Raw genomic sequence first — 25,765 nt, 5'->3', positions numbered from 1 at the left:
GGCATAAGTCGTTACAATCTGGCCATGACTTTAATCAACGCCTCTTTTCGCCACGCCGGCGCGCAGCAACTGGCCCAGTCGCTGCAGGCCGCGCGCCAGGATACCCTGTCCCTGTTCGACTGTTATGTCACTGCCGGCCTGGACGTGGTGGCGGGCCTGCCCCGCCATCCGCGCCTCAATCCGCCCTTATGGCAACTTGCGCATATCGCCTGGTTTGCCGAGTGGTACATCCTGCGCGAAGCCGCATCGAGCCATCCGGCCGACGCCATCTACAATTCCCTGCTGACGCGCGGCGACGATTTGTTCGACGCCAACATGGTGGAACACCGCGCGCGCTGGAAGCTGGACCTGCCCAGCCCGGGCGCCGTGAAAACGTATTGCCACGAAGTGCTCGACAGGGTACTGGATAAACTGTCGCGCGAAGCCAATGTCGACAGCGCCCTGGCCCCGTACCGGCTGGCCTTGGCGCAGGAAGACTTGTGTGGCGAGGAAATGCTGGCCGGCTTGCAATGGCTGGGCCTGGAAGCACCCGCATCGCTGGCCGTCAGCCCCGCCTTGCCGCCAGGGGCGGGGGATATTGCTTTTCCCGGCGGGACCATCGAGCTGGGTTCGCCCCGCGGCGCCGGGTTTGCCTTCGACAATGAATCGCCGCCCCACGCGTGCTACGTGCCGCCGTTTTCCATCGATGCCTGCGCCGTATCCAACGCCCAGTTTGCCGACTTTGTCGCCGACGGCGGCTACCAGAACCGCCAGTTCTGGAGCGCGGCGGGCAGCGCCTGGTTGATGCAGCAGGAGCGCTCGTCGCCGCTGTACTGGCTGCGCGAGGCAACGCAATGGCGCACCATGCGTTTCGGCCAGCGCACGACCTTGCCTCCGAATGAAGCCGTGCGCCACATCAACCTGTATGAAGCGCAGGCGTACTGCGCCTGGGCGGGGCGCCGCCTGGCGACGGAGGCGGAATGGGAGTATGCTGCGCTGTCCGGCCATCCGCGCTTTCACTGGGGCCAGGTGTGGGAATGGACGGCGACGCCGTTCGAACCGTATCCGGGTTTTGCGCCTGATGCCTGGCGCGAGTATTCGGCGCCGTATTTCATGCAGCACCAGGTGCTGCGCGGCGCCGCCTTCGCCACGCCGCCGCGCCTGCATTCGGCCCGCATGCGCGCCTTCCACGCGCCCGAGCGGGGCGACATCTTTGCCGGCCTGCGCACCTGCGCCTGGTAAGCACGCAAAGCGTAGTAACCATTTCAGGAATTCTTTTGAGTACAGATAACACCCCGCAGTTCATTCCCAAACGCATCACGCCCACGCCGGAGCAAGTGGCCATCCAGACGGCGCAAAAGAAAGTCGTGCTGATCGACGCCAATGCGGGCGCGGCCAAGACGACGACTCTGGCCCTGCGCCTGGCCGAAGCGCTGCACCGGGGCCGCGCGCCCGAACGCATGCTGGCGCTGGTCTTCACGGAAGCGGCGCGCGTGGCCCTGCGCCAGCGCCTGCTGGAAGTGGGCGTGCCGCTGGGCGTCGTCAAGCGCCTGACCATCGACACCTTCGACGCTTTTGCCGCCAAGGTGCTGTCGCAGCTGGAAAACATGCAGGTGGCGTTCATGCGCAGCGATGAAGAGCTGCGCCCGGTTGCCTGGGAAGCGCTGGAAGTGGTATCCGAGAAATACGCCCACCATTATCCGCTGGAAATCAATACGACGAACGGCGCGATTGCCGAATTCCTGAAATTGCAGTTGCGCACCAAGGCGCGCCTGGATTTCCAGAATCCCGACTTCGAGAGCAATTCCCTGGAAGACAATCTGGAGCTGCTGGGCATGTCGCGCACGCATTATCTTTGGCTGCGCGAATATGAAGGCTTGCGCGGCGCCGACACGGGCGATATCCAGTTCCGCGCCCCGTTCGACGCTACTTACGATCTGGTGCGCATGCTCGACGGCGACGAGCCGCTGCGCCAGCAATTGCCGGCCTTTCAGATCATCGTGGCCGATGAATTGCACGATTTGAACGAAGCGTCGTTCCGGCTGCTGACTATGCTGATACGCCGCGGCAATGCGTTTTTCTGCGGTGCGGGCGACAAGGACCAGGTCATCTACACGTGGTCGGGCGCCGACCACCGCTTCCTGCGCCAGCGCTTCGAACAGGAATTTCCCGCCTTGCAGCGTCTGCCGCTGACGGCATCGTACCGCTACGGCCCGCAGCTGGCACACGCCGTGGGCGTGCTGAAGAACAAGGCCAGCGTGTCGGCCCTGTCGCGCGCCACGCATATCGAAGTGCTGCAGTACGACCATGCGCAGCCGCAGGCGTGCAGCGCCCAGCTGATCGCCGCGCTCGAACACGCGCATGCGGGCACGACGGCCATCTTGCTGCGCGACCGCGACCAGGCGATCCGCGTGGAAACGGCACTGTTCCAGAGCGGTATCGCGTATGGCCTGGTGGACATGAACAGTTATCTGCTGAGCCTGGAAGTGCTGATGCTGCGCGGCATGGTCGCCATCGCCCGCAAGGACTTGCACGCGATTAAGAGCGGCCCGCGCCGGGGCGAGATCCTCGAAGCCCTGGTGGCGTTCGCGGAAATCCCGTTTACGCGCGCGGAGCTGCAGCAAGCCAAGGCCGACGTGGCCAATTATCCGGATTTGCTGGAAGGCTTCCTGACCAACCAGCTGGCCAAGTCGCACAACCAGGACAAGGCGGCGCTGACCCTGGCCGCCGTCGACTACCTGCACGCGCTGCCTCCCGATGCGCTGGCCGGCGACGCGCTGCAGCACATCTTTGGCCTGATGCAGCTGGAACAGACGGCGCGCCGCATCTATGTGGACCCGGCCCAGGCGAGGGTGGTGGCCCGTTCCCTGCACGGCTTCATTGCCGTGTGCCGCGAAGCGGGCGTGGCGCTGGGCGGCTTTGCCGGCTGGCTGGGCGAGATGGAAGACGCCGTGACGGTCTCGACCGGCAAGGCCAAACTGGTGATCGCCTGCATCGACCAGATCAAGGGCCTCGAATACAACCACGTGATTCTGCCCTACCTGGCGGTCGACGAATTCCCACGCAGCAAGACCGACCCGCTGGAAGAGGAAAACCGGTTCTATGTGGCCGCCACGCGCGCGCGCGACAGGCTGACCTTGCTGACGCCGGAAGACCCTGCCTGGCAGAGCCGCTACATCGCCGCCCTGCAGCTCAAGCAGAAGATTGTTGCGTCCAAGTCATAGATCATTTGCTGCAAGCCTGCTTTTTGCGAAAGACGAAAGCGGGCATACTGGCCTGGTGTGATTGACAGCAATCTAACCAGACAGGGAGCAAGATATGAACGTGTTTTTGACGGGTGCGGCGGGTTTCATCGGCAGTTCCATCGCGGCGGGCCTCGTGCGCGCCGGCCATCAGGTGACGGGCCTCGTGCGCAAACCGGAGCAGGTGGCCGAGCTGGCCAGGATCGGCGTGCTGGGCGTGCAGGGCGAGCTGAACGACCGCGAGCTGCTCATCGAGCAGGCGAAGGCGGCCGATGCCGTCATCAATGCGGCCAGCAGCGACCACCGGGGCGCCGTGGAAGCCATCATCGATGCGCTGGCGGGCACGAATAAACCGTTCCTGCACACGAGCGGCTCGTCCATCGTGGGCGACGCGTCAGGCGGCGAGGGTACGCAGCAGATTTACTACGAAGACAAGCTGCCGGCGCCCACGGCCGACAAGGCGGCCCGGGTCGCCATCGACGACCTGGTGCTGGCCAGCGCCGCCAGGGGTGTGCGCGCCAGCGTGCTGTGCAACACCCTGATCTACGGCCACGGCGCCTTGCCGCGCGACAGCGTGCAGCTGCCGCGCCTGCTGAAACAGGCGCGCAAGAGCGGCATCGTGCGCCACGTGGGGCCGGGCCGCAACATCTGGTCCAACGTGCATATCGACGATGTCGTCAGCCTGTATTTGCTGGCGCTGGAAAAGTCGCCTGCCGGCACGTTTTACTTTGTCGAGTCGGGCGAAGCGGCGTTCCGCGACATGACGGCCGCCATCGCCCAGGCACTGGACCTGGGGCCCGCGCAGGACTGGCCGTTGCCGGAAGCCATTGCCGAATGGGGCTACGAGATGGCTTCCTACGGTCTCGGCTCCAACAGCCGCGTGCGCGGCGCGCGGGCATGTACGCTGCTGGGCTGGCAGCCGCAGGGACCGTCCGTGCTGGCATGGATCGCCAATGACATGCTGCAGCCGCCGCACGCCACCGCCGTTTGATGCAGCTCAGCACAATCGCATCTGTGTGCGCTAGCGAACGGTGCTTTCTGGCGATCGGGAGTATGATGGCTTTGCTTGGTTGAGACGCACTGCCGTGAAGTTGGCGGCATGTTCGATCTTCCAGCAGGTCAGCCGGTCGCCTCAAGGATCGGCACCAGATTTCCGCTGCGGGCGCAGGTGCGCCGCGCGGCTGTACACTGCAACTCCAGGTCGTGATGTTGTGCTACGAACCCCTTCAAGGCCGGCGCTAGCCGGTCTTTTTTTTGCCTGCCATTTCTTCCGCTGCGCCATTCACCGCTGCCTGTCCGCCATTCGCCGAAGCGGTGTTTGCTCCCGTCCGAAATCCGCGTATCTTTACGATCAACCAACTTCAAGGGGTGATCGTGAAACCTGAACCAGCCTATTACCGCCGTACCCAGCTGCTGTGGGGCGTGCTGCTGATCGCCATCGGCGCCATCATCCTGCTGGACCGGCTCGATGTGATCTATCTGCACGATTACTATGCACTATGGCATTATTGGCCGCTGATACTGGCCGTCTTTGGCCTCAACAAGCTGCTCACGCCCGTGTCCGCCAAGCAGGTGCTGAGCGGCCTGTGGCTGATCTTTTTCGCTGCCTGGTGGTATGTGTCGTATGAAGAACTGTGGAACTTGAGTTTCTACAATAGCTGGCCCGCCTTGCTGATCGCCTGGGGCGTGGGCCTCGTGCTGGAACCGCTGTTGAACAAACATTTTATTGCCTACCGGGAGTCCGAGCATGAAAAATAAACCGCCGCTGCACTCGCCATCGCAGATCGTGCTGGGTGTCATCGTCATCGGCCTGGGGCTGCTGTTCCTGCTCGATAACCTCGGTTTCATCAATGTGCGCTACACCTTCCGCTTCTGGCCCACCATCCTCATCATTTTCGGCTTGCTGAAAATATCGCAAAGCCATACGCGCTCCGGCTACATCCTTGGCGGCGTGATGGTCTTGCTGGGCTTGACCTGGACCCTGAAAGCCATGGGATTGTTCTATATCAACTGGGGCATGCTGTGGCCGCTGCTCATCATTGCCGCCGGCGTGGCCGTGGTGTCGAAGTCCCTGCCCGGCGGGCAGCAGCGGCAGCGGCGCCGGCACTTTGCCGCGCAGCAGGACGGCACGCCAGCGCCAGACTCGTTCGGCCAGCCCAGGAATGGCGCCGTGTCGCTGGACAAGGACGCCGCGACGGCAGCGCCCGGCGTCGGCGGGCAGGCGGACGACGACAGCATCATCGAAGTGACGGCCATCCTGGGCGGCTTTGTGCGGCGCGTGTCGTCGCAGCGCTTCAAGGGCGGCGATATCAACGTCATCATGGCCGGCTGCGAAATCGACTTGCGCCAGGCATCGATCCAGGGCGAGGCCGTGCTCAACGTATTCGCCCTGTGCGGCGGCGTCACCATCAAGATTCCGCCCGACTGGAGCGTGGTGCTGCAGGGCACGCCCATCCTCGGCGGCTTCGAGGAAAAGACCATCGTGCCGCCGAACCAGGACAAGCGTCTGTACGTGACGGGCTACGCCATCATGGGCGGCCTGGAAATCCGCAACTAGGCGCGCATGTCCGGACCCTTGTCGAAGCGGCGCGGCGCCGTGGCCGTGGTGGTGGTGTGCCTGGCGCTGGGCCTGGCGCTGGCGTTCGTGCTGGCCAGGGTGGCCCATGCGCCCAGGCTCAACGCCGTCCTGCTGGTGGTGCCCGCCACGCTCGTGTATGCCATCGGTTCGGGCTTTTCCGCGTTTTACCTGTGCCGCGCCTATCCCTTGCACGCGCGCCATCCGCTGGCCATTGCCGGCGTGATGGGTGTGGCGGCCCTGTTCGCGGGTTTGCTGTGGGCGACCCTGCTGCAATTTCTGAACAGCGTCAGCCTGCTGCTGGAAGTGCCCTGGCTGGGCGTGAACCTGACGCAATCGCTGCTGGCCCTGTTTTTCGGCCTGGGCGTGCTGCTGTATTGCCTGGCTGCCGCCGTGCACTATCTGTTGCTGGAATTCGTGCGCGCCAGGATGGCCGAGCAGCGGGGCCTGGAAGCGCAGCTGATGGCGCAGGAAGCGCAGCTGCGCATGCTGCGCACGCAGATCGATCCGCATTTCCTGTTCAACAGCCTGAACTCCATCAGCGCCCTGACGTCTATCGATGCGGCAGGCGCGCGCCAGATGACGGTGCAGCTGGCCAGTTTCTTTCGCCAGAGCCTGAGCCTGGAAGCGCACAAGCACATCACCGTGGAACAGGAACTGGTGCTGATCCGCCATTTCCTGGCCATCGAGCAAGTGCGTTTCGGCGCGCGCCTGCAAGTGGCGGAAGCCATCGATGACGCCGCGCTGGCCTGCCTGCTGCCGCCCATGCTGATACAGCCGCTGGTGGAAAATGCCGTCAAGCATGGCATCTGCGGCTTGACGGAGGGCGGCCTGATCGCCATCGAGGTGCGGCGCACGGGCAGCCTGCTGCAGATTGCCGTGCGCAATCCCGTTGATGCGGATCAAGGGCCAGAGCGCGGCAATGGCGTGGGGCTGCAGAACGTGCGCCAGCGCCTGGCCAGCGCCTACGGCCACGAAGCGGGCGTGCACTGGGCGCGCCGCGGCGCGGCGTTTGAAGTGACCTTATCGATGCCGGCGCAGACCGGCGACACGGAGAAAGCATGATGCAGGCAAGAATGCGGGTGGCCATCGTCGATGATGAATTGCTGGCGCGCAGCGTGCTGCGCGAATACCTGGCGCGCCACGGCGATATCGACATCGTGGCCGAGTGCGCCAACGGTTTCGACGCCGTCAAGGCCATCGCGGAACTGGAGCCGGAACTGGTGTTTCTCGACATCCAGATGCCGCGCCTGGACGGCTTTGAAGTGGCCGAGCTGATCGGCGCGAAGACGCGCCTGATCTTTGTCACGGCCTACGACCAGTACGCCCTGAAGGCGTTCGAATGCCATGCGCTCGATTACCTGCTCAAACCGTTCAGCGAACAGCGCTTCGACCAGGCGCTGTCCCATGCGCGTGCGCAGCGCAGCACGCCCACCGCCCAGGCTGCCGTGCAAACGGTGGCGCGCGAAGCGGCCACGCGCGCCGCGCCCCTGGACCGCGTGCTGATACGCGATGGCGCCAGGGTCCACGTGATCGCCAGTGCGCGCATCGATTACATCGAAGCGCAGGACGATTACATCAGCATCCGCTCCGAGGGCAAGTCCTACCTGAAAAGCCAGACCCTGGCGGAACTGGAAGCTCAGCTCGATCCCGCCAAGTTCCTGCGCGTGCACAGGTCGTATCTGCTCAATATCGACGGCATCCGCCGCATCGAGGCAGCCACGAAGGACAGCCACGTGGCCATCTTGCGCGATGACACGCGCATACCCGTGAGCAAGGCGGGCTACCAGAAGCTGAAGTTACTGGTTGGCTAGCTGCACATCCCACCACGTGGGCAGTAGCTGGCGGATTTCTGGCCGGGAAAAACGGTCGTCGATCAGGTAGACGACGCCCTTGTCCGACTGCGTGCGGATAACCCGGCCGGCCGCCTGCACCACCTTTTGCATGCCCGGATACAGATACGTGTAGTCGTAGCCGGCGCCGAAGAGCTCGCCCATGCGCTGGCGGATCTGTTCGTTGACGGGATTGATCTGCGGCAAGCCCAGGGTGGCGATGAAGGCGCCGATCAGGCGCGCGCCCGGCAAGTCGATGCCTTCGCCAAATGCGCCGCCGAGCACGGCAAAGCCGATGCCGCGCGTCTCCAGGCCGAAGCGCCCCAAAAAGTGCGCGCGGGCAGCATCGTCCATGCGGCGCGGCTGCTGCCAGATGGGCACGTCCGGGTAATGCTGGGCAAACAAGTGGGCCGTTTTTTCCATGTAGTCGAAGCTGCTGAAGAAGGCCAGGTAGTTGCCCGGCGTTTCCGCGTATTGCTTTGCCATCAGCTGGGCGATGGGCAGCAGCGAGGCGGCGCGGTGCTGGTAGCGCGTGGAAATGCTGTCGGCCACGCGCACGGACAGTTGCTGCGCCTGGAAGGGCGATTCCACGTCAACCCAGGCCGTGTCGGCCGGCATGCCCAAGGTGTCGCTGTAATAATTCCATGGACTCAGGGTGGCGGAAAACAGGGCCGTGCTGTGGCTGGCCGCGAAGCGCTCCTTGAGAAACGGTGCCGGCACGATGTTGCGGATGCAGACGGTGGAGCCCGCATTGACTCCCGTATTCGTTTTGCTGACGTCGAACAGCGAGTGTGGTCCAAAGCTTTCCGCCAGGCGGTTGATCAGCAGCACGTCGAAATAAAAGCGCTGCAAGTCCTCGTCGAGCGCGGCAGCGTGTTCGGCCATGTAGTCGCCGATGGCCGTGGCCACGCCTTGCAGCGCGCCAAAGAATTTTTCGGGCAGGGCCGCATGCACGTGGTAGTCGCCATCCTGCTCTTTTAACAGCGCCGTCCACTGGCGCGCCAGGCGGTCCAGCGGCTTTTTCAATCCTTCGGGCGCGAACTTGCGCAGCATTTTCAGGTCGATCTGCGCCAGTTCGGCGCTATACATGCTGCGCGCGCGCGACACCATATTGTGCGCTTCGTCCACCAGCACGTTGACTTTCCAGTCGTGGGCCAGGGTCATGCCGTACAGCATGGCGCTGAGGTCGAAATAATAATTGTAGTCGCCGATGACGACATCGCTCCAGCGCGCCAATTCCATGCCCAGGTAATACGGGCAAATACCCTGCTGCAAGGCGATGGCGCGCACGGCTTCCTTGTCCAGGATCAAGCCGCTGGCCAGCGCCACTTCGCGCGCCAGCGGCAGGCGGTCGTAAAAGCCCTTGGCCAGCGGACACGATTCGCCGTGACAGGCTTTGTCCGGATGTTCGCAGGCGCTGGTCTTGGCGCTCAGTTCCAGCACGCGCAGGGGCAGCAGGGGCGCGCTCTCCTTGAGGATGGCGCAGGCGTCGAGCGCCATCTGCCGTCCCGGCACCTTGGCGGCGAGGAAAAACAGTTTATCGAGGCCATGCGCGGCCGTCGCCTTGAGCATGGGAAACAGGCTGCCCACCGTCTTGCCGATGCCGGTCGGCGCCTGCGCCAGCAAGCCGCAGCCGCGGCTGCTGGCCTTGTACATGGCTTCGGCTAGCTGGCGCTGGCCCGGGCGAAAGTCCGCATGGGGAAACGCCATGCTGGTGAGCTGCGCGTCGCGGCCGGCCCGGTGCGCCAGCTCCTGTTCGGCCCAGTCGAGGAACAGCGCGCAATGCTGCTCGAAGAACAGGCGCAGTGCCTCGGCCGTGCATTCCTCATGCATGACCGTTTCCTTCTGGCTGGCAATGTCGAAATACACGAGCGCCACGCGCAGCATGGGCAGGTTCAGCTGCTGGCACAGCAAGTGGCCATAGATGCGCGCCTGCGCCCAGTGCAGCTGGCGATGGTTGGCGGGCATGGCGTCGAGTTCGCCCCGGTAGGTTTTGATTTCTTCCAGCTGGCGCCGCGCCGGGTCGTAGCCATCGGCGCGGCCCCGCACGTGCAAAGGCCCGAAGTCGCCGGACAGGCTGATTTCGCGCTGGTAATCGTCGTCGCGCCGGCTGGTGACGGTGGCGTGGCCCGCCATGCCTTCCTGCGCCGTGGGGGAAGGTGTGAAACGCAAGTCCAGGTCGCCCACCTTGGCCGTGAATTCGCACAGGGCGCGCACGGCGATCGTGTACGTGCTGCCGCTCATGCTGCCGCCTGCCATTGCAGGTAGCACACGCTGACGGGCATGGCGTGCTCGGCGCAATAGGCGATCCAGCGCAGCTGGTTGTCCTGCAATCGGTCGCCTGGGCCCTTGACTTCGATCATGCGGTAGCGCCGTTCTTCCGGCCAGAACTGGATTAAATCGGGCAAGCCGCTGCGGTTACTTTTAATATCGAGCAAGATGCGTTCGAACGCCTTCTTCAGATGAAAGGCGGGGATGCAGGCCAGCGCCAGGTCCAGCAAGCCGCCGTCCAGCACGTCCCAGCTGACGAACGGCGAGACGATGCCGTGCTTGGCGGCAAGCGTGGCGCGGATGGCGGCGTGGTAGCTGCCGTCGTCCAGCTGCGCCAGGCAAGCGGCAAAGTCCGTGCTGCGGCGCTGGCAGAAATCGGCACTGTGCAAGTCGGCCGGGCCACGGTGAAACGGGTGGAAGAAGGCGCCCGGCATGGCCTTGAAGATGGCGGGCCAGCACAGCAGACCGAACAGCGAATTGATCAGGGTGTTTTCCACGTAATACACGGGCGCGTCGTCCTGCATCAGGTGTTGCTGTACCACTCCTTCCACGTAGCACGCGGCGTCTGGGTACGGCAGATGCAGGTCGATGCGGTCGATGGCGGCAGGCACGGCGGCCGCCAGTTTTGCGTGGCCCAGCTTGCGCCGCAGCCGGGGCGCCATGCGCAGCAGCAATTGCTGTTCCGCCTCGCTTTCCGGCGCGGCCAGCGCGATCGTCAGGCGTTCGTAGGCCGCTTGCGGCTGCTCGTCTTTTTCCAGCACGCGGATGGCGCGGCCCCGCGCGCCCGGATAGCGGCAATCGGCATAGGCGCGGTAGGCGGCGGGCCAGTCCTGGGTCTTTTCCAGGTGCTGGCCGATCTGGAAACGCAGCTTGTCGCGCCGGCTGGCCAGCCAGGTATTGTCCTGCGACAAGGGCAGCGCCGCCAGTGCCTGCAGCACTGCGTCCGCGGGCGCGCTGTCGTTGTAGCGTTCGCGGCACTGGTGCAGCACTTCATAGTGTTCGATATCCTGGCGCGTGCGAAAGCCCCGCGACTGCGGCGAGAATTCCACTTTTTCGTATTGATACACGCCCAGGTCGGACAGCACGAATTCCGACCAGTCCTGGTGATAGTTGCCAAAATAAATCAGGCGCAATCGGTCGCACAGCGGTTGCAAGCCGATGCGGTACAGCACGTCGCCACAAGCCGGATGCCAGGCGGAAAACGGCTTGCTGTCCCCATGCTGCTCGCGCAAGGCGTCCAGCTGCTCGGCCTTGCGCGCCGCCTTCAGGGGAGCGGCGAGCTGAAAGGCCTGGGCGATTTCCGCTTTCAGCAGTTGTTCGAACAGTTCATCGAGCGAGATGGCGGGATCGGCTTCCACCCACTCCAGGGCCAGCAAGGGCAGGGCGGCCGCGCGCGTGTCGCCGATTTCCTCGTAATTGAGCTTGCTGGCGCGAAACAGGCAGCCCTTGCGCATGACGAGGCGCACGAACAGGGCGCGCGAGGGCAGCGGCAGTGCGCCGAAGTCGGCGATGAACTGCGTTTCTTCAACGCTCAGCAGGTCGGCGTAACGGGCGGCTATCCAGCTCAGCACATCCTGGAAATTGTCCAGATAGTACAGGGGATTTTCCAGGACTCTCAGCATGGGGGGAATGTGGCAAGATGCAAGGTGATCGGTTTTACTGTGTTTATATACAGTTTAAACCTTCATCCGCCGCTTGCCCAGCGATTTTATGCTCAGCTGGCCGTGCTGTAGGCAAAACAGCTGTCGAACTTTTCGTAGGGAATGAGTTTGTCGCGCAGGCTGGCCAGTTCCATATCGGTCAGCAAGCCCCGGTGCGCTTCCTTGCGTCCCTTCGGCAGCGCCACTTCGTAGTCGATGATGTCGCGCGACAGCAGCGTTTGCAGGACCTGCGCCTGCTCCGGCGTCAGGTAGCGCGCATGCGTGAGCATGGTCTTTTCCAGCTGCTCGCGGAATTCCCCGTCGCCCACGTCGTTGTAGGTATCCTGGTCCGCCATGCTGTTCAACAGCATGTGAAAGATGAAGTCCTGCAGATTTTTCGCCAGGTACTGGGCTTCATCCTGGTCGTGCCACAGCAGCACGATGGGCATGTCGCCCTCGTGCTGGCCGGACGCGAAAAAGCAGTAGTGGTCGCCCGCGCCCGTTTGCGCGAACGGGATGAACTGGAAACGGGGAGAGATGCGCCGGTAATCGTCCTCGTCGAGCAAGCTCGCCGCTTCTTCCGCCACGGATTTGATATTGAGCAATTCGAAATCGTCTGCGTGCAGCAGCAGGGTGGGACGCTCCTGTAGTGTGGGAAACACCAGCTTGTACCAGTCGGGTCCGTATTCGCCCACGTCGAGCATGCCGTCGCGGTCCAGCTGCCGGTACAGCGGCGGATAGGTGAAGCCGTGTTCGTGTTCAATTTCTGACAGTGTCATGTTTGCCCTGTTCGTCGTGATTCGTGGCGCCATGATAGCCGAGGCGATGGCGCGCACGCTTCACAGTGGCAACCTTTGCCACAATTAATAAACGTTTTAGTTTACTTATGTGGCCTGGCCACGTATTCTTGCCAGACCATCTCCATCGAGCCCGCATGAAAAATATCATCCTGATTTCCGCCGCCTGCCTGCTGGCGCTGCTGTCGACCATCGGCGCCTCCCTGCCATACCCGATCCTGCCGCCCCTGTTTGCGGCCGAGGCGCCGAATGCCTTCAACAATTTCCTGGGCTTGCCGTCGAAACTGCTGTTCGGCCTGGCACTGACCATCAACCCGCTGGGCTTGCTGATCGGCTCGGCCGTGCTGGGCCCCTTGTCGGACCGCTACGGCCGCCGCCCCTTGCTGATGCGCACGGCCGTGGGCGCCGCCATCGGCCATGCGATCACGGCCTGGGCGCTGGTGATCCAGTCCTATCCGCTGTTCATCGTCGCCCGTTTCATCACGGGTTTACTGGAGGGAAACGGCGCCGTGGCGCGCGCCATGCTGGCCGACCAGCTGACGGGACCGCTGCGCCTGCGCGCCATGTCCTGGCTGAATGGCGCGTTTTACCTGGGCTGGCTGGTGGGGCCCATCCTGGCGGGCGCGACCCTGGGCTGGGGCGTGACGGTGCCGTTCTGGATTGCCGCCGCCGCCCTGATGCTGGTGGCCGTGCTGGTGGCCGTGGGCTTGCCGCGCGAAACGCCGTCCCTGCTGACGACGTCGTGGTGGCAGGTGGCGCGCGACCGCCATTCGCTGAACCTGCTGCGCCATGACGAGCTGCGCACCCTGTTCATCGTGCAACTGGCACTCACGTGCGGCGTGGCCAGCTTCTACGAATTCTATCCGCTGTGGCTGGTCGAGACGGCCAATTACCATGCACAGGAGATTGCCTGGGTGAATGTGGGCCTGTGCGGCACGATGACGGTCACTTCGCTGCTGGCGGGCGGTCCCAGCCGCCATGCGCCGCTGCTGCGGGCCAGCTGGTATGCGTGCGGCGTGGCGCTGGCCGTGGGGATCCTGGCGCTGGGCAATATCTGGGTGGGCATCGCCGCCATCGTGCTGTTCGGCATTCCGAATGCCCTGTACAACACGGTGATCCAGGGCTGGTGCGCCGAGCGCTTCAGCGCGCACGGGCAGGGCGCCGTGATGGGCTTGCTGGCCACCACGTTTTGCATCGCCAACATCGTCGTCGCCTTGAGCGGCTCCGTGCTGACCCTGATCGACACGCGGCTGATCCTCGTCGCGGGCGCCTTGTCCGCCGCCTGGGCTGCCTGGCGCATGGTGGCCTGGCGCCGCCAGCTCGATGGCGCCGTCGACGCAAAGGCCGTGGCATGAGCAGCAGCATGAACACGTCGGAACAGACCCTGTTCCTGCTGAAGATGCGGGGGCCGCAGACGGCGCAGCAACTGGCGGCCCTGCTCGATATCACTTCCATGGGCGCGCGGCGCCAGCTGGAAGCGGCGCAGGACAGGGGCCTGGTGGCTTTCGAGGATGTGGCCGACAAGGTGGGGCGCCCGTCGCGGCGCTGGGCGTTGACGCGGGAGGGCCACGCGCGCTATCCCGACCGCCATGCGGACCTGACCCTGGAATTGATCGCGCAAGTGAAAACCCTGTTCGGCGATGCGGGCCTGGAGAAACTGATCGGCGCGCGCGAGCGCAGCAGCGAGCTGGCCTATGGCCAGCTGGTCGACCCGCAGCTTGAGCTGGCGCAAAGAGTGGACAGCCTGGCGCGGGCGCGCGACGGCGAAGGTTACATGGCCCACGCGGAGCCGCAGGACGATGGCAGTGTCTTACTGGTGGAGAACCATTGCCCCATCTGTGCAGCGGCCACGGCATGCCAGAATTTCTGCCGCTCGGAGCTGGCCATCTTTCAGCGGGTACTGGGGGACGATTGCACGGTGGAGCGCAGCGAATATCTGCTGGACGGGGGCAGGCGCTGCGTGTACAGGATCGTGCCGGTGGGGTGAGGGGCAAACTTGTCGACCCCAAGTAAAGGCTGGGGTCGTACCCTGAGGGTACGACCCCGGTACTTGCTCTTGGGGCTCGTTACTTTTTAGCCGCCTTGGGCTTGGCGGCAGGCGCTGCCTTTTCAGCCGCGGCGGTGGCGCCGCTCGTCGCCTTTTCCGTTGCCTGCGCCACTTGCGCGCTGGCCTTGGCGATCTGCTCTTCCACGGTTTTCACTGCCTGTTTCGTGGCCTTGGTCACTTGCTCGTAGCCGAGGAAGGCATTGTCGATGGCGGCCTTGACGATGGCCACGGCGTTTTCCGAGCCTGGCGGCACGTTTTTCGTGACGTCGTAGATCAGGGCGCTCAGATTGCTTTTCGCTTCCGCCACATGGGCTTCCGCGGCCGTGGTGAATTCCGTGTGGATTTCCTTGATGATGTCGTCGAGTTGCTGTTTATACGCTTTCGCGCCGGCCACGCCCGGCTGCAGCTGGGCAGCGGCGGCGGCCATGGCGGCCTTCGGATCCTTGGCCTGGCTGATTTCCTTGCCGGCGGCAAGGCTGTCCTCGATGCCGGACTTGGCGGTGGCCATGTTCAGCGCCAGCACCTGCTCCACGCCTTGCACGGCCTTGGAGGTGAGGGTGTTGAAGGTCATCAGCTGGAATTCAAACAAGGCCTTGGTGGCCGATGCAAATTGTTCGGGATTCGTAAACATGTGGTCTCCTCGGTTTGAATAGATACGTTCTTATCGTTCCATACTCTTTCGACGCCGCAATGCCATCGCTTGATCTCAAGCCGGTGCCCCGTGTGGTCATGGCCCCATTATTTAACAAGCGCAGGTTTTTCGCAACGGCTATCTTTATACGGGCCCGAGGCCAGTTCCCAGCCAAATCCCAGCGTGGATTGGGCGCACGACAGGGTGCCGTCGACCTTGCTGCGCCATTTGTACCAGGGGGCTGGTCCGGCCGAGGCGCAAGCGCAAACGGCCAGCAGGGCCGTGGCGATCAGGTATTTCATAGGTGCTCCGAAAGAAAAGCCTGCCGGCATTGTAGCGCGCCTGCCGCTCAGGGGGCGGCCGATTGCGGCGCCGCGGCGGGCAGTTGCAGGGTGAAGGTGGTGCCGCTGTCGGCGCCGGTGCTGCTGGTGGCATCGATATGGCCGCCCAGCACGCCCGTGACGATGTTGTGCGCCACGTGCAGGCCCAGGCCCGAGCCGCCGGAGCCGAGCTTGGTCGTGAAGAAGGGATCGTAGACATGTGCCAGGGCATCGGCGGCGATGCCCACGCCCGTGTCGGCGATGGACAGGGTGATCGTCTGCCCGTCGTCGCTGCCGCGGGCGGTAATGGCGATCTTGCCGCCGCTGCGGCCTTCGAAGGCATGGCGCAGGCAATTTTCCAGCAGGTTGCTCAGCACCTGGCCCAGCGGACCGGGATAGCTGTCCATGGCCAGGCCGTCCGGCACGTCCTGCGTCAGGTGCAGGCCGGCAGCCTTCAGGGGCGTGGACATGGGCAGCATCAGTTCGGCGATGAACTGGCGCAGCAGGAAGTGCCGGCGCTGCGAGCTGGCGCGGTCGACGGCGATCTGCTTGAAGCTCGACACCAGGTCGGCGGCGCGCTGCAGGTTGCGCAGCATGATGGCGTCCGCCTCGCTGGCCTGGGTCAGGTAGGCGCCCAGTTCCGAGCGGCGCAGGCCGTCGAGGAAGCTGGCCTGGATTTCGCGCGTGCGCTCGGCCATGGTGGTGGCGACCACCAGGCCGTTGCCGATCGGCGTATTGAGTTCATGCGCGATGCCGGCCACCAGCGCGCCCAGCGCGGCCAGCTTGTCGCGGCGCACCAGTTCTTCCTGCGTGATGGACAGGTTTTCCAGCGCGGCGGCCAGTTCGCAGTTGGTCTGCTCCGAGTGTTCCTTGGCCTGCGTCAGGGCTGCCGTGCGTTCGGCCACCAGCTCTTCCAGATGGGCGCGGTGGCGCTGCAGTTCGCGTTCGTGGCGCATGCGGCCGATGGCGATGCCGGCCAGGTCGGTGGCCGTATCGATCAGCTCCAGGTCGCGCGCATCGGGCTGGCGCACTTCGCGGTAATACATGGCGAATGAACCGAGCACGGCGCCATCCTGGCCGAAGATGGGGCGCGACCAGCAGGCGCGCAAGCCGAACGGCGCGGCCAGCTCGCGGTAGGGCGCCCACAGGGGATCGCGCATGATGTCGCTGACCACCACCGGTTCGCGCAGGAACATGGCCGTGCCGCAGGAACCCACGCCGGGGCCGATGGCCACGCCTTCGAGCAGGGCCATGTATTCGGGCGGCAGGCTGGGGCCGGCCGCGCTGTGCATGTGGATGCCGTCATCGTCGAGCAGCATGATGGAGCAAAGCACGCCGCGCGACTGGCCTTCGATCAGGAGCAGCAGCTGGTTCAGGGTGGGCGTCAGGGGCGCGCCCTTGGCGACCATTTCCAGCAGGGTGCTCTGTCCCGAACGCATCGCTTCGGCGAGGTTGCGTTCGGTCAAGTCGATGATGCGCGCATGCACGAGCTGGCGGCCCGGCACGGACAAGCGCATCAAGCGGATTTCGCAGGCGATCGGATGGCTGTCGCGGTGGCAGCAGCTGGCGCGGAAGACGACGATCTTGCCTTGCAGGGTATCGCGGATCTTTTCTTCCAGCAGTTGCGGCGAGGCGCGGCCATCGTCCTGGAGTTTCGGAAACAGCGGTTCCATGCCACCTTGCAGCAGTTCCGCCAGCGGCATGCCGAACAGGTCTTCGGCCAGGTGGTTGGCGTCGATCAGCAGGCGGTTGTCGATGTCGAACAGCAGCACGGCGTCGGGCGAACCGGCCAGGATCGAGTGGTAATTGACTTCCAGCGTTTGCGGATGCAGGGGGCGCGGCGGCGCGGCAGCAAGCGGCGCGGACGCCACGGCCTTGTGCAAGGCCAGTTCCATGAGGATTTTTTCCGCCACGTCGCGCGCATTGAAGGGCATCTTGATGTAGTCGGATGCGCCGGCACCCACGCTGCGGCCCTGTTCCTCGGCGCTGGGGGTGGCCGACATCAGCAGCAGGGGCACGCTGTGGCGTCCGCCCGCATTGCGCAGGCGCATGCAGGTGGCGCCGATATTCGAGCCGGCCAGGGCCGCGTCGAGCAGGATCAGGTCCGTGCCGCCGGCCGCCAGTTCTACGCCTTCGTCGACATCGCCCGCCAGTCCCGTGCCCAGGTTATGCCGGTCCAGCACATACAGCAGTTCGCGCACATCGTTCGGCGAATTGCTGACCAGTAGCACTTTGGCCCGGTCGGCGATGGAAGAAATCAACTGATTCATGGTATCGCGCCCTTACGCGGTTCATGGGCCTAGTATTACATCAAGGCAAGTAGGAGTAAACGATAATTCTTGATGACCAAAAGCAAGGGTTATCGCGCCCGTTCAGGCCGCGTTTTGCGCTGCGGGCGCCGTTGCCAGCTCGGCGCGCGCCTGCTCGATGCGCGGGTAATTATCCTCGATCCAGTCGACCAGCACGGCCAGTCGTTCGGCCGCTTCGCGTCCCAGCGGCGTGAGGCTGTATTCCACCTTGGGCGGTATCACCAGATATGCCTGGCGCAGCACGAAGCCGTCGCCCGCCAGCGCTTCCAGGGTTTGCGCCAGCATCTTTTCGCTGACCCCGCCCACTTCACGGCGCAGTTCGCTGAAGCGCCGCGTGCCGCTCAGCAGCAACACCAGCACCAGCACGGCCCAGCGGCTGGTCAGGTGGCTGAGTACGGCGCGCGACGGGCAGGCGGCCGCCAGCAGGTGCGCGCCCTGGTTCTGGCGGGCGAGGGCGGCGCGCAGGCTGGCGCCGGGAGTGTCTGTGGACATGATAGTTGGCCTTCAATTTGAGATGAATTCATACTTACCAAAAGGTACGTACTTACAATAAGTAAGTAATAGTCCTATTATAGGGTCTTACCACCCACCCTCCAAGGAGAAATCATGATCGTCATCACCGGCGCCACAGGCAACCTGGGCCAGCACGTCATCGCCAGCCTGCTCAAATCCGTCCCCGCAGCGAACATCATTGCCGCCGTGCGCAATCCGGCCAAGGCTGCCAGCCTGGCCGCACTGGGCGTGCAAGTGCGCCAGGCCGATTACAACGATGGCGCCAGCCTCGACGCGGCATTCAAGGGCGCAACGAAGATCTTGCTGATCTCGTCCAGCGAAGTGGGGCAGCGCGCGCAGCAGCACCAGAACGTCATCGATGCGGCCAAGCGTGCCGGCGTTGCCCTGCTGGCCTACACCAGCGTCTTGCGCGCCGACACGTCGCCGCTGGGCCTGGCTGCCGAGCACGTCGTCACGGAAGCGGCCATCCGCGCATCGGGCCTGCCGTACAGTTTCCTGCGCAACGGCTGGTACCTGGAAAACCATACGGAACACCTGGCGCCCGTGCTCGAGCATGGCGTCGTGCTGGGTGCGGCGCAGAATGGCCGCTTCTCGTCGGCCGCGCGTGCCGATTACGCGGCGGCCGCCGCCGCCGTGCTGACGGCTGCCCAGCCGCAAGTCATCTATGAACTCGCAGGCGACCACGGCTTTACCCTGGCCGAGTACGCAGCTGAAGTGGCGCGCCAGTCGGGCAAGGCGATCGTGTACAAGGATTTGCCGCAGGCCGATTTCAAGGCCGCCTTGATTGGCGTGGGCGTGCCGGAGGGCTTTGCCGACTTGCTGGCCGATTCCGATGCGGGCGCGGCCAAGGGCGGCCTGGAAGACAATGGCAAGCAATTGAGCGCGCTGATTGGCCGTCCGACGACGAGCTTGGCCAATGCCGTGAAGGCGGCGCTGGTCAAATAAGGGGAGGGTGCCGCAGGTCGGGAAGACTGCGCGGCATTCTGGAATGAAAAAAGCCGCAAACTCGTGAAAGTTTGCGGCTTTTTTGCGAATTAGGTAATGGTGCCCACGAAGGGACTCGAACCCCTACACCCGAAGGCACATGGACCTGAACCATGCGCGTCTACCAATTCCGCCACGTGGGCACTGATGCTGCTTGTTGCTGCTTACTGCGATGTCTCACTACTGTACTGCGGACTACAACGAAAACAGCTCGTTGCTGGTGGTGCCCACGAAGGGACTCGAACCCCTACACCCGAAGGCACATGGACCTGAACCATGCGCGTCTACCAATTCCGCCACGTGGGCATTGTGCTGCTCATTTCAACTGCGTACTGCTTTACTGCGGATCACAATGAAAACATCTCATTGCTGGTGGTGCCCACGAAGGGACTCGAACCCCTACACCCGAAGGCACATGGACCTGAACCATGCGCGTCTACCAATTCCGCCACGTGGGCATTGTTACTGCTTGCTGCTTGTCGCTGCATGTTCTGCAGCGAGGACAAAATCATAAGGGCTGGCGCGCATTCGGTCAATCAACATTTTGCACTTTTCTTCAAGAAACATGTTTTTTTGCCTGAAAACGGCTGTTCCCTATGAAAAAAGGCAAAATCTGCCTGTTTTTTCAGCGCTTTTCCGCATCTTTCCATCCATGGGCGTGCCGTGCTTGCCGGTTGCCGCAATGCGGCTCGCTGATGGCGGGAAGGGGTTTTCGACTCGGAAATGAAAAAAGCCGCAAACTCGTGAAAGTTTGCGGCTTTTTAGCGAATTAGGTATGGTGCCCACGAAGGGACTCGAACCCCTACACCCGAAGGCACATGGACCTGAACCATGCGCGTCTACCAATTCCGCCACGTGGGCACTGATGCTGCTTACTACATTTTACTGCTCGAGTATTTGTTGCAAAATAACTTACTACAACAATTCTGCTATTATAGCGACTTGAAGAGTTTTGCGCCAGATGAGCTTTCGCTCCATACTGCACATCAACCCTGTACCGCTTTCCTGCAACTGCATTCCCGTGAAGGTTTGTCGCTGCAAGAGACCGAGATTATAGAGCAATATTTGCCGAAGTCAAATGCATTGCGCAGCTTTTCTCCTTTTTTTCATTGGCGGGCGTCTTGTACTGTTTCCGACACGCTGTCCGTTAGGCAAACCAAGGCGTCCTCCGGTACACTACCGCACATCACCGTGTCAATATTGACGGTGATGTCATCGGTCTTTGTATTCCGTTTGATCACTGTCAATAACAACTATAGAAATACTTTTGAGCCAAAATACCCACACCATCCCCAGCCGGGAGGACATTCTCGGCATATTCCGCAGCGTCAACGCGCCTCTCGATCCGCAGTCTCTCGGGAAAACGCTGCAAGTGCATGCCGATTCCATGGATGTCCTGGTCCGTCGCCTGAAGGCGATGGAGCGCGACGGCCAGCTGAAGTCTGATGCCAGCGGTGTATTCAGCCTGGCCGACCAGAGCGCGCTCGTCGCCGGTCGCGTCACCAGCCACCGCGACGGCTTCGGCTTCGTCATTCCCGACGACGCCAGCGCCGACCTGTTCCTGCCTGAGAAAGAAATGCAGAAAGTACTGCATGGCGACAAGGTCATGGCCCGCATCGTCGGCACGGACCGCCGCGGCCGCCCGGAAGGCACGATCGTGGAAGTCACGCAGCGCGCCAATACCCACGTCATCGGCCGTTTGATCCAGGAAAACGGCACCTGGGTGGTGGCGCCCGAAGACCAGCGCATCGGCCAGGACATCCTGGTCACCGGTTCGGTGGGCAAGGCGAAGGCTGGCCAGATCGTCAGCGTCGAGCTGACCGAGCAACCGATGCGCTTCAAGCAACCGGTCGGCAAGATCGTTGAAGTGCTGGGCGCCCTCGATGATCCCGGCATGGAAATCGAAATTGCCGTGCGCAAATTCAACGTGCCGCACATCTTTTCCGCCGCCGCCCTCAAGCAAGCTGAAAAACTGCCGTTCGAAGTGCGTGCCGCCGACCTGAAAGACCGTGTCGACTTGCGCGACGTGCCGCTGGTCACCATCGACGGCGAAGACGCGCGCGATTTCGACGATGCCGTGTATTGCGAGCCCGTCAAGATCGGCCGCGCCAACTGCTTCCGCCTGATCGTGGCGATTGCCGACGTCAGCCATTACGTGAAACCGAACGACGCGCTCGATATCGATGCGCTCGAACGCAGCACGTCCGTCTACTTCCCGCGCCGCGTGATTCCGATGCTGCCGGAAAAGCTGTCCAATGGCCTGTGCTCGCTGAACCCGGCCGTCGACCGCCTGACCCTCGTGTGCGACGCCGTCGTCAGCGACAAGGGCGAATTGAAGGCCTACCAGTTCTACCCGGCCGTCATCCATTCGGCCGCGCGCCTGACCTACGACGAAGTCGCAGCCGTGCTGGGCAACACCAAGGGACCGGAAGCGGCACGCCGCGCGGACATCCTGCCGCACCTGCAAAACCTGGAAGCCGTCTACCGCGCCTTGCTGAAAGCACGCACGGAGCGGGGCGCCATCGATTTCGAGACGACGGAAACGTATATCGTCTGCAATAGCGCGGGCAAGATCGAAAAGATCGTCCCCCGCACGCGCAACGAAGCGCACAAGATCATCGAAGAGTGCATGCTGGCGGCCAACGTCTGCGCGGCGGACTTGCTGCTGCGTAACAAGCACCCGGGCACCTACCGCATCCACGCCAGCCCGACCAAGGAAAAGCTCACGCAAGTGCGCACCTTCCTCAAGCAGGTGGGCCTGAACCTGACGGGCGGCGACACGCCGTCGGCATCCGATTACCAGACCCTGATGCAGCAGATCAAGGCGCGTCCCGACGCGGCCCTGCTGCAGACGATGCTGCTGCGCTCGATGCAGCAAGCCGTCTACAGCCCGGACAATATCGGCCACTTCGGCCTGGCCTACGAGGCGTATGCCCACTTCACCAGCCCGATCCGCCGCTATCCCGACCTGCTGACGCACCGCGCCATCAAGGCCATCTTGCAAGGCAAGAAATACGAGCCCAAGCTGTCCGAGAAGACCGTGCTGAACACGAACGTGTCGAACGCCACGCGCAAGCAGCAGGCGAAGGACAAGGCCGAAGGCAAGCCGAAGAAGACGGACCTGACCATCTGGGACGCGCTGGGCGTGCATTGCTCGGCCAACGAGCGCCGCGCCGACGAAGCGTCGCGCGACGTGGAAGCTTGGCTGAAGTGCTACTTCATGCAGGACAAGCTGGGCGAGGAATTCACGGGCACCATCACGGGCGTGACCACGTTCGGCGTGTTCGTGCAGTTGGACACCCTGTTTGTCGAAGGCCTGGTGCACGTCACCGAGCTGGGCACCGACTACTTCCAGTACGACGATGCGCGCCATGAATTGCGCGGCGAACGCACGGGCAAGCGCTACCAGTTGACGGACCGGTTGACGGTGCAGGTGGCACGTGTCGACCTGGAAACGCGCAAGATCGACCTGCGCCTGGTGACCGATGCGGAACTGGCGGGCGAAGAAGCGCCGGCCAAGCCGAACGGCAGCGGCAAGCGCAAGGGCGAGAAGAAATCGATGGTCAAGCCCGGTCCCGCGACCGAGCAGCGCCATGAAATCAAGGCCAGCGTCAAGGCTGGCAATGGTTCCGGCGGCCGTTCCAACGGCGCCAAGCCGGCAGCCAAGGCCGCGCCCAAGGCAGCCCCGAAGGCGGCAGCGCCCAAGGCCGCCGCGCCGAAGCGCAGCAAGAAAACTGCCGCGGCACCTGCTGCGGCACCACGAGCAGCAAAAACTGTATCAAAAACAAGCAAAAGCAAGCGATAAAAGAAGCGATAACAAATGAAGAATAAAATGATTTTCGGCTTCCACGCCGTCACCTCGCGTCTGCGTCACGAAGCGTCGTCCGTGGAAGAAATTTTCGTCGACGCCAGCCGCGTCGACGGCCGCATGAAGGACATGATCGCCGCCGCCAAGGCCGCCAACGTGCGCGTCATGCCCGTCGATTCGTCGCGCCTGGACAAGATCGTCGGCACGCGCCGCCACCAGGGCGTGATCGCGTTTGCCTCGCAGCTGTCGCTGGCGCGCAATCTCGATGAATTGCTGGACGCCATCGACGGCCCGCCGCTGCTGTTGATTCTCGACGGCATTACCGACCCGCACAACCTGGGTGCCTGCCTGCGCGTGGCCGACGGCGTCGGCGCCCATGCCGTGATCGTGCCCAAGGACCGCGCCGTGGGCCTCAACGCCACGGCCGCCAAGGTTGCCAGCGGCGCCGCCGAAACCGTCCCGTACATCACCGTGACGAACCTGGCGCGCACCATGCGTGAACTGAAAGAGCGCGGCATCTGGCTGATCGGCACATCGGACGATGGCGAAAAAGGCCTGTACGAAGCCGATTTCACGGGCCCGACGGCCCTCGTCATGGGTTCCGAAGGCGAAGGCATGCGCCGCCTGACGCGCGATACCTGCGACATCCTCGTCAGCATCCCGATGTTCGGCTCCGTCGAGAGCCTGAACGTGTCCGTGGCCTCCGGCGTGTGCCTGTACGAAGCCCGCCGCCAGCGCATCGCGAAAGAAGGCTAAAAAACGTCCAGGGCGGCGTTGCATTGCCTCGCCGTACTTGCGTACTGTCTTCGGCAATGCGCCTTGCCCTGAACGTTTTGTAGCGCTTCTTTGAACAGCCGCCGCCCTCGAGGCGGCGCTTGTTTATCTGCCTCTCCGGCAGCACGCCGCCGAATACGCTACCATTTGCGTCTTGTCTCTTACCCATTCAGAAATCCGTCTTATGTTCCACCACTTGCGCGAAGACATCAACAGCATCATCGAACGTGACCCCGCCGCCCGCAACGGCTGGGAGGTGCTGACCTGTTATCCGGGCTTGCACGCCATCGTCATGCATGGCTGGGCGCACTGGTGCTGGACGCGGCACATGAAGTGGGTGGGGCGCTTCATTTCGTATATCGCGCGCATCATCACGGGCATTGAAATCCATCCGGGCGCCGTCATCGGCCGGCGCGTCTTCATCGACCATGGCTTCGGCGTGGTGATCGGCGAGACGGCCATCGTCGGCGACGACTGCACCATCTACCAGGGCGTGACCCTGGGCGGCACCTCGCTGCACAGCGGCGCCAAGCGCCATCCCACGCTGGAGCGCGGCGTCATCGTCGGCGCCGGCGCGCAGGTGCTGGGCAGCTTCACGGTGGGCGAGTACGCCAAGGTGGGCTCGAACGCCGTGCTGCTGAAACCCGTGCCATCGGGCGCCACGGCCGTGGGCAACCCGGCGCACATCGTGCAAAAGGATGTCAGCGCGCTGCGCGAAGGCAGCACGGCCCATCTGTTCGCCGCGTATGGCGTGACGCCGAATGGCGACGATCCCCTGTCGAAAGCCCTGCAGGGCCTGATCACGCATGCCGTGGCGCAGGAACAGCGCATCGAAACCATCCTCGCCACCCTGAAGGCGGCAGGCATCTGCTGCCAGGGCGTGCCCGAGTGTGATAAATTTGATTCCGAGCAAATGAACAAGCTGGTTGATTAAGGATACAGGCATGACTACAGACGTAAACATAGCTGAAAACGCAGCAGACAAGGGCAGCGACAATCCGAATCTGCTCGACCCCTTCGAGATCCGCGTGCTGGCCGTGCTGGCCGAAAAGGAAGCGCTGACGCCGGACAGCTACCCGCTGTCGTTGAATGCCCTGACGAACGGCTGCAACCAGCTGTCGAGCCGCGATCCCGTCATGGCCCTGTCCGAAGAAACCGTGTACGACGTGCTGCAGCGCCTGATGCAGCGCAAATTCGTCAACGGCATCACGCAGGCGGGCGCGCGGGTCGCCAAGTACGAACACCGCATGCGCATCAAGTGGTCGCTGGAACAGGACAAGCTGGCCATCCTGACGATCTTGATGCTGCGCGGCTTGCAGACGGCGGGCGAGATCCGCAGCCGCAGCGGCCGCGTGCATGAATTCAAGTCCGTGGCGGAGGTGGAATCCGGCCTGCAATTTTTGATCGACAAGTACCCGCCGCTGGTGGCCAAGCTGGCCGTCGCCCCCGGCGCCAAGGAGCCGCGCTACGGCCATTTATTGGGCGGCGAGGAAGCGCTGGCGCAGATCGAGACGGCGGCCGGTTTTGCGGGCGCCGTCAGCGCGCCGCAGCAGGGCAGCCGCGTGGCCCAGCTGGAACAGGAAGTGCTGCAATTGCGCAGCGATTTCGACGGCCTGGCGGCGCAGTTCGAGGCGTTCCGCAAGCAGTTCGAATAGTTTCCGGGCGCGCGCCTATTGGGCCTGCGGGTCGAAATAGGCGGTCCAGGTCCGGCTGGAAGGGGCAAGGCCCTGCGCCTTGCCAAATTGCGCCATGGCCTTGCGGGGTTTTGCCAGTCCCGCCAGGGCCACCCCCAGGTTGTAATGGGTATGGCTGTCCGCCGAGTCCAGCTTGAGCGCCGTTTCCAGTACGTTGACGGCTTCTCGGTACTTGCCCCGGTCACACAGCACGGCACCGAGGCAGGTGATCAGGGCCGTGTCTTGCGGGGCCGCTTGCAAGGCGCTGCGCAGCACGGCTTCAGCTGCCGCCATGTGCGCTTCCCAGTGCCCGGCATCGCCTTCGGCCAGCTGGATATGCGCCTTGCTGGCGGCGATGGCGTCCATTGCG

Annotated in this window: 23 protein-coding genes and 4 tRNA genes; 14 read left to right on the top strand and 13 right to left on the bottom strand. The window is 63.6% G+C overall.

Going from position 1 to position 25,765, the window contains the following annotated elements:
- Positions 1–24: 24 nt before the first annotated feature.
- The 3 genes from senA (at position 25) to VPH41_RS17190 (ending at position 4,212) form a co-directional block, all read left to right on the top strand.
- Entirely contained in the window at positions 25–1,221 is a 1,197-nt protein-coding gene (senA, locus tag VPH41_RS17200; protein ID WP_328570916.1) for a selenoneine synthase SenA, read from the top strand.
- Between the two features lie 35 nt (positions 1,222–1,256).
- Positions 1,257–3,203 carry an ATP-dependent helicase gene (locus VPH41_RS17195; protein WP_328570915.1) on the top strand — a complete coding sequence of 649 codons (1,947 nt, stop codon included), beginning with the start codon at positions 1,257–1,259 and terminating at the stop codon, positions 3,201–3,203.
- Positions 3,204–3,297: 94 nt separating this feature from the next.
- On the top strand, positions 3,298–4,212 hold the full coding sequence (locus tag VPH41_RS17190; protein WP_328570914.1) for an NAD-dependent epimerase/dehydratase family protein: 915 nt from the start codon (positions 3,298–3,300) through the stop codon (positions 4,210–4,212).
- Between the two features lie 128 nt (positions 4,213–4,340).
- Here the strand turns inward: VPH41_RS17190 and VPH41_RS17185 are convergent, their stop codons facing one another.
- Complete coding sequence (locus tag VPH41_RS17185) at positions 4,341–4,586, bottom strand: hypothetical protein (protein ID WP_328570913.1); 246 nt, start codon at positions 4,584–4,586, stop codon at positions 4,341–4,343.
- A 9-nt stretch (positions 4,587–4,595) separates the two neighbouring features.
- Between VPH41_RS17185 and VPH41_RS17180 the strand changes: the two genes are divergently transcribed.
- Genes VPH41_RS17180 through VPH41_RS17165 form a run of 4 tightly spaced genes read left to right on the top strand, consistent with a single transcriptional unit; the run spans position 4,596 to position 7,610 of the window.
- Positions 4,596–4,979 carry a LiaF transmembrane domain-containing protein gene (locus VPH41_RS17180; RefSeq protein ID WP_328570912.1) on the top strand — a complete coding sequence of 128 codons (384 nt, stop codon included), beginning with the start codon at positions 4,596–4,598 and terminating at the stop codon, positions 4,977–4,979.
- The gene (locus VPH41_RS17175) at positions 4,969–5,778 is read left to right on the top strand and encodes a LiaI-LiaF-like domain-containing protein (protein WP_328570911.1); all 810 of its coding nucleotides are present in this window, start codon (positions 4,969–4,971) and stop codon (positions 5,776–5,778) included. Before VPH41_RS17180 ends, VPH41_RS17175 begins: the two co-directional genes overlap by 11 nt.
- Before the next feature lie 6 nt (positions 5,779–5,784).
- The gene (locus VPH41_RS17170; RefSeq protein WP_328570910.1) at positions 5,785–6,861 is read left to right on the top strand and encodes a sensor histidine kinase; all 1,077 of its coding nucleotides are present in this window, start codon (positions 5,785–5,787) and stop codon (positions 6,859–6,861) included.
- A gap of 11 nt (positions 6,862–6,872) precedes the next feature.
- The gene (locus VPH41_RS17165) at positions 6,873–7,610 is read left to right on the top strand and encodes a LytR/AlgR family response regulator transcription factor (protein WP_328571235.1); all 738 of its coding nucleotides are present in this window, start codon (positions 6,873–6,875) and stop codon (positions 7,608–7,610) included.
- Here the strand turns inward: VPH41_RS17165 and VPH41_RS17160 are convergent.
- The 3 genes from VPH41_RS17160 to VPH41_RS17150 form a co-directional block, all read right to left on the bottom strand.
- Entirely contained in the window at positions 7,596–9,872 is a 2,277-nt protein-coding gene (locus tag VPH41_RS17160; protein ID WP_328570909.1) for an ATP-dependent DNA helicase, read from the bottom strand. The two genes, VPH41_RS17165 and VPH41_RS17160, sit on opposite strands and share 15 nt — an antisense overlap.
- Positions 9,869–11,521 (bottom strand): VRR-NUC domain-containing protein, encoded by a 1,653-nt coding sequence (locus VPH41_RS17155; protein WP_328570908.1) that lies wholly within the window; start codon positions 11,519–11,521, stop codon positions 9,869–9,871. Before VPH41_RS17155 ends, VPH41_RS17160 begins: the two co-directional genes overlap by 4 nt.
- 92 nt (positions 11,522–11,613) lie before the next feature.
- The gene (locus VPH41_RS17150; RefSeq protein WP_328570907.1) at positions 11,614–12,318 is read right to left on the bottom strand and encodes an SMI1/KNR4 family protein; all 705 of its coding nucleotides are present in this window, start codon (positions 12,316–12,318) and stop codon (positions 11,614–11,616) included.
- A gap of 155 nt (positions 12,319–12,473) precedes the next feature.
- Between VPH41_RS17150 and VPH41_RS17145 the strand changes: the two genes are divergently transcribed.
- Complete coding sequence (locus VPH41_RS17145; RefSeq protein WP_328570906.1) at positions 12,474–13,691, top strand: MFS transporter; 1,218 nt, start codon at positions 12,474–12,476, stop codon at positions 13,689–13,691.
- Positions 13,692–13,699: 8 nt separating this feature from the next.
- Positions 13,700–14,323, top strand: a complete 624-nt coding sequence (locus tag VPH41_RS17140) for a helix-turn-helix transcriptional regulator (protein WP_328571234.1) — start codon at positions 13,700–13,702, stop codon at positions 14,321–14,323.
- 79 nt (positions 14,324–14,402) lie between these two features.
- Here VPH41_RS17140 and phaP read toward each other — a convergent pair whose 3' ends face one another.
- The 4 genes from phaP to VPH41_RS17120 form a co-directional block, all read right to left on the bottom strand.
- The gene (gene phaP, locus VPH41_RS17135) at positions 14,403–15,014 is read right to left on the bottom strand and encodes a TIGR01841 family phasin (protein ID WP_152284466.1); all 612 of its coding nucleotides are present in this window, start codon (positions 15,012–15,014) and stop codon (positions 14,403–14,405) included.
- 107 nt (positions 15,015–15,121) lie between these two features.
- The gene (locus tag VPH41_RS17130; protein WP_152258512.1) at positions 15,122–15,316 is read right to left on the bottom strand and encodes a hypothetical protein; all 195 of its coding nucleotides are present in this window, start codon (positions 15,314–15,316) and stop codon (positions 15,122–15,124) included.
- Between the two features lie 47 nt (positions 15,317–15,363).
- The gene (locus tag VPH41_RS17125; protein ID WP_328570905.1) at positions 15,364–17,604 is read right to left on the bottom strand and encodes an ATP-binding protein; all 2,241 of its coding nucleotides are present in this window, start codon (positions 17,602–17,604) and stop codon (positions 15,364–15,366) included.
- 102 nt (positions 17,605–17,706) lie between these two features.
- Complete coding sequence (locus VPH41_RS17120; RefSeq protein WP_287778687.1) at positions 17,707–18,135, bottom strand: winged helix-turn-helix transcriptional regulator; 429 nt, start codon at positions 18,133–18,135, stop codon at positions 17,707–17,709.
- A 114-nt stretch (positions 18,136–18,249) separates the two neighbouring features.
- On the opposite strand from VPH41_RS17120, the gene VPH41_RS17115 reads away from it, so the two are divergent.
- Positions 18,250–19,101: an SDR family oxidoreductase gene (locus tag VPH41_RS17115; protein WP_328570904.1), complete on the top strand. Its 852-nt coding sequence runs from the start codon at positions 18,250–18,252 to the stop codon at positions 19,099–19,101.
- Between the two features lie 97 nt (positions 19,102–19,198).
- Here the strand turns inward: VPH41_RS17115 and VPH41_RS17110 are convergent.
- From VPH41_RS17110 to VPH41_RS17095, 4 genes are all read right to left on the bottom strand, one after another.
- A tRNA-Leu gene (locus VPH41_RS17110) sits at positions 19,199–19,283 on the bottom strand.
- A gap of 78 nt (positions 19,284–19,361) precedes the next feature.
- Positions 19,362–19,446, bottom strand: a tRNA-Leu gene (locus tag VPH41_RS17105).
- 67 nt (positions 19,447–19,513) lie between these two features.
- A tRNA-Leu gene (locus VPH41_RS17100) sits at positions 19,514–19,598 on the bottom strand.
- 318 nt (positions 19,599–19,916) lie between these two features.
- Positions 19,917–20,001: transfer RNA gene (locus VPH41_RS17095), tRNA-Leu, on the bottom strand.
- 406 nt (positions 20,002–20,407) lie between these two features.
- Between VPH41_RS17095 and rnr the strand changes: the two genes are divergently transcribed.
- From rnr to VPH41_RS17075, 4 genes are all read left to right on the top strand, one after another.
- Complete coding sequence (gene rnr / locus VPH41_RS17090) at positions 20,408–22,945, top strand: ribonuclease R (protein ID WP_328570903.1); 2,538 nt, start codon at positions 20,408–20,410, stop codon at positions 22,943–22,945.
- Between the two features lie 15 nt (positions 22,946–22,960).
- Complete coding sequence (rlmB, locus tag VPH41_RS17085; RefSeq protein WP_034784003.1) at positions 22,961–23,704, top strand: 23S rRNA (guanosine(2251)-2'-O)-methyltransferase RlmB; 744 nt, start codon at positions 22,961–22,963, stop codon at positions 23,702–23,704.
- 202 nt (positions 23,705–23,906) lie between these two features.
- Positions 23,907–24,656 carry a serine O-acetyltransferase gene (gene cysE / locus VPH41_RS17080; protein WP_046684715.1) on the top strand — a complete coding sequence of 250 codons (750 nt, stop codon included), beginning with the start codon at positions 23,907–23,909 and terminating at the stop codon, positions 24,654–24,656.
- A 10-nt stretch (positions 24,657–24,666) separates the two neighbouring features.
- Complete coding sequence (locus VPH41_RS17075; protein ID WP_328570902.1) at positions 24,667–25,377, top strand: YceH family protein; 711 nt, start codon at positions 24,667–24,669, stop codon at positions 25,375–25,377.
- 15 nt (positions 25,378–25,392) lie between these two features.
- Here VPH41_RS17075 and VPH41_RS17070 read toward each other — a convergent pair whose 3' ends face one another.
- Complete coding sequence (locus VPH41_RS17070) at positions 25,393–25,761, bottom strand: tetratricopeptide repeat protein (RefSeq protein WP_328570901.1); 369 nt, start codon at positions 25,759–25,761, stop codon at positions 25,393–25,395.
- Positions 25,762–25,765: the final 4 nt, after the last annotated feature.

The organism is Janthinobacterium sp. P210006 (assembly GCF_036231885.1).
GTDB classification, from domain to species: domain Bacteria; phylum Pseudomonadota; class Gammaproteobacteria; order Burkholderiales; family Burkholderiaceae_D; genus Janthinobacterium; species Janthinobacterium violaceinigrum.
Note: the sequence above shows the minus strand (reverse complement) of the source record. Positions and strands in the feature narration are given on the sequence as shown.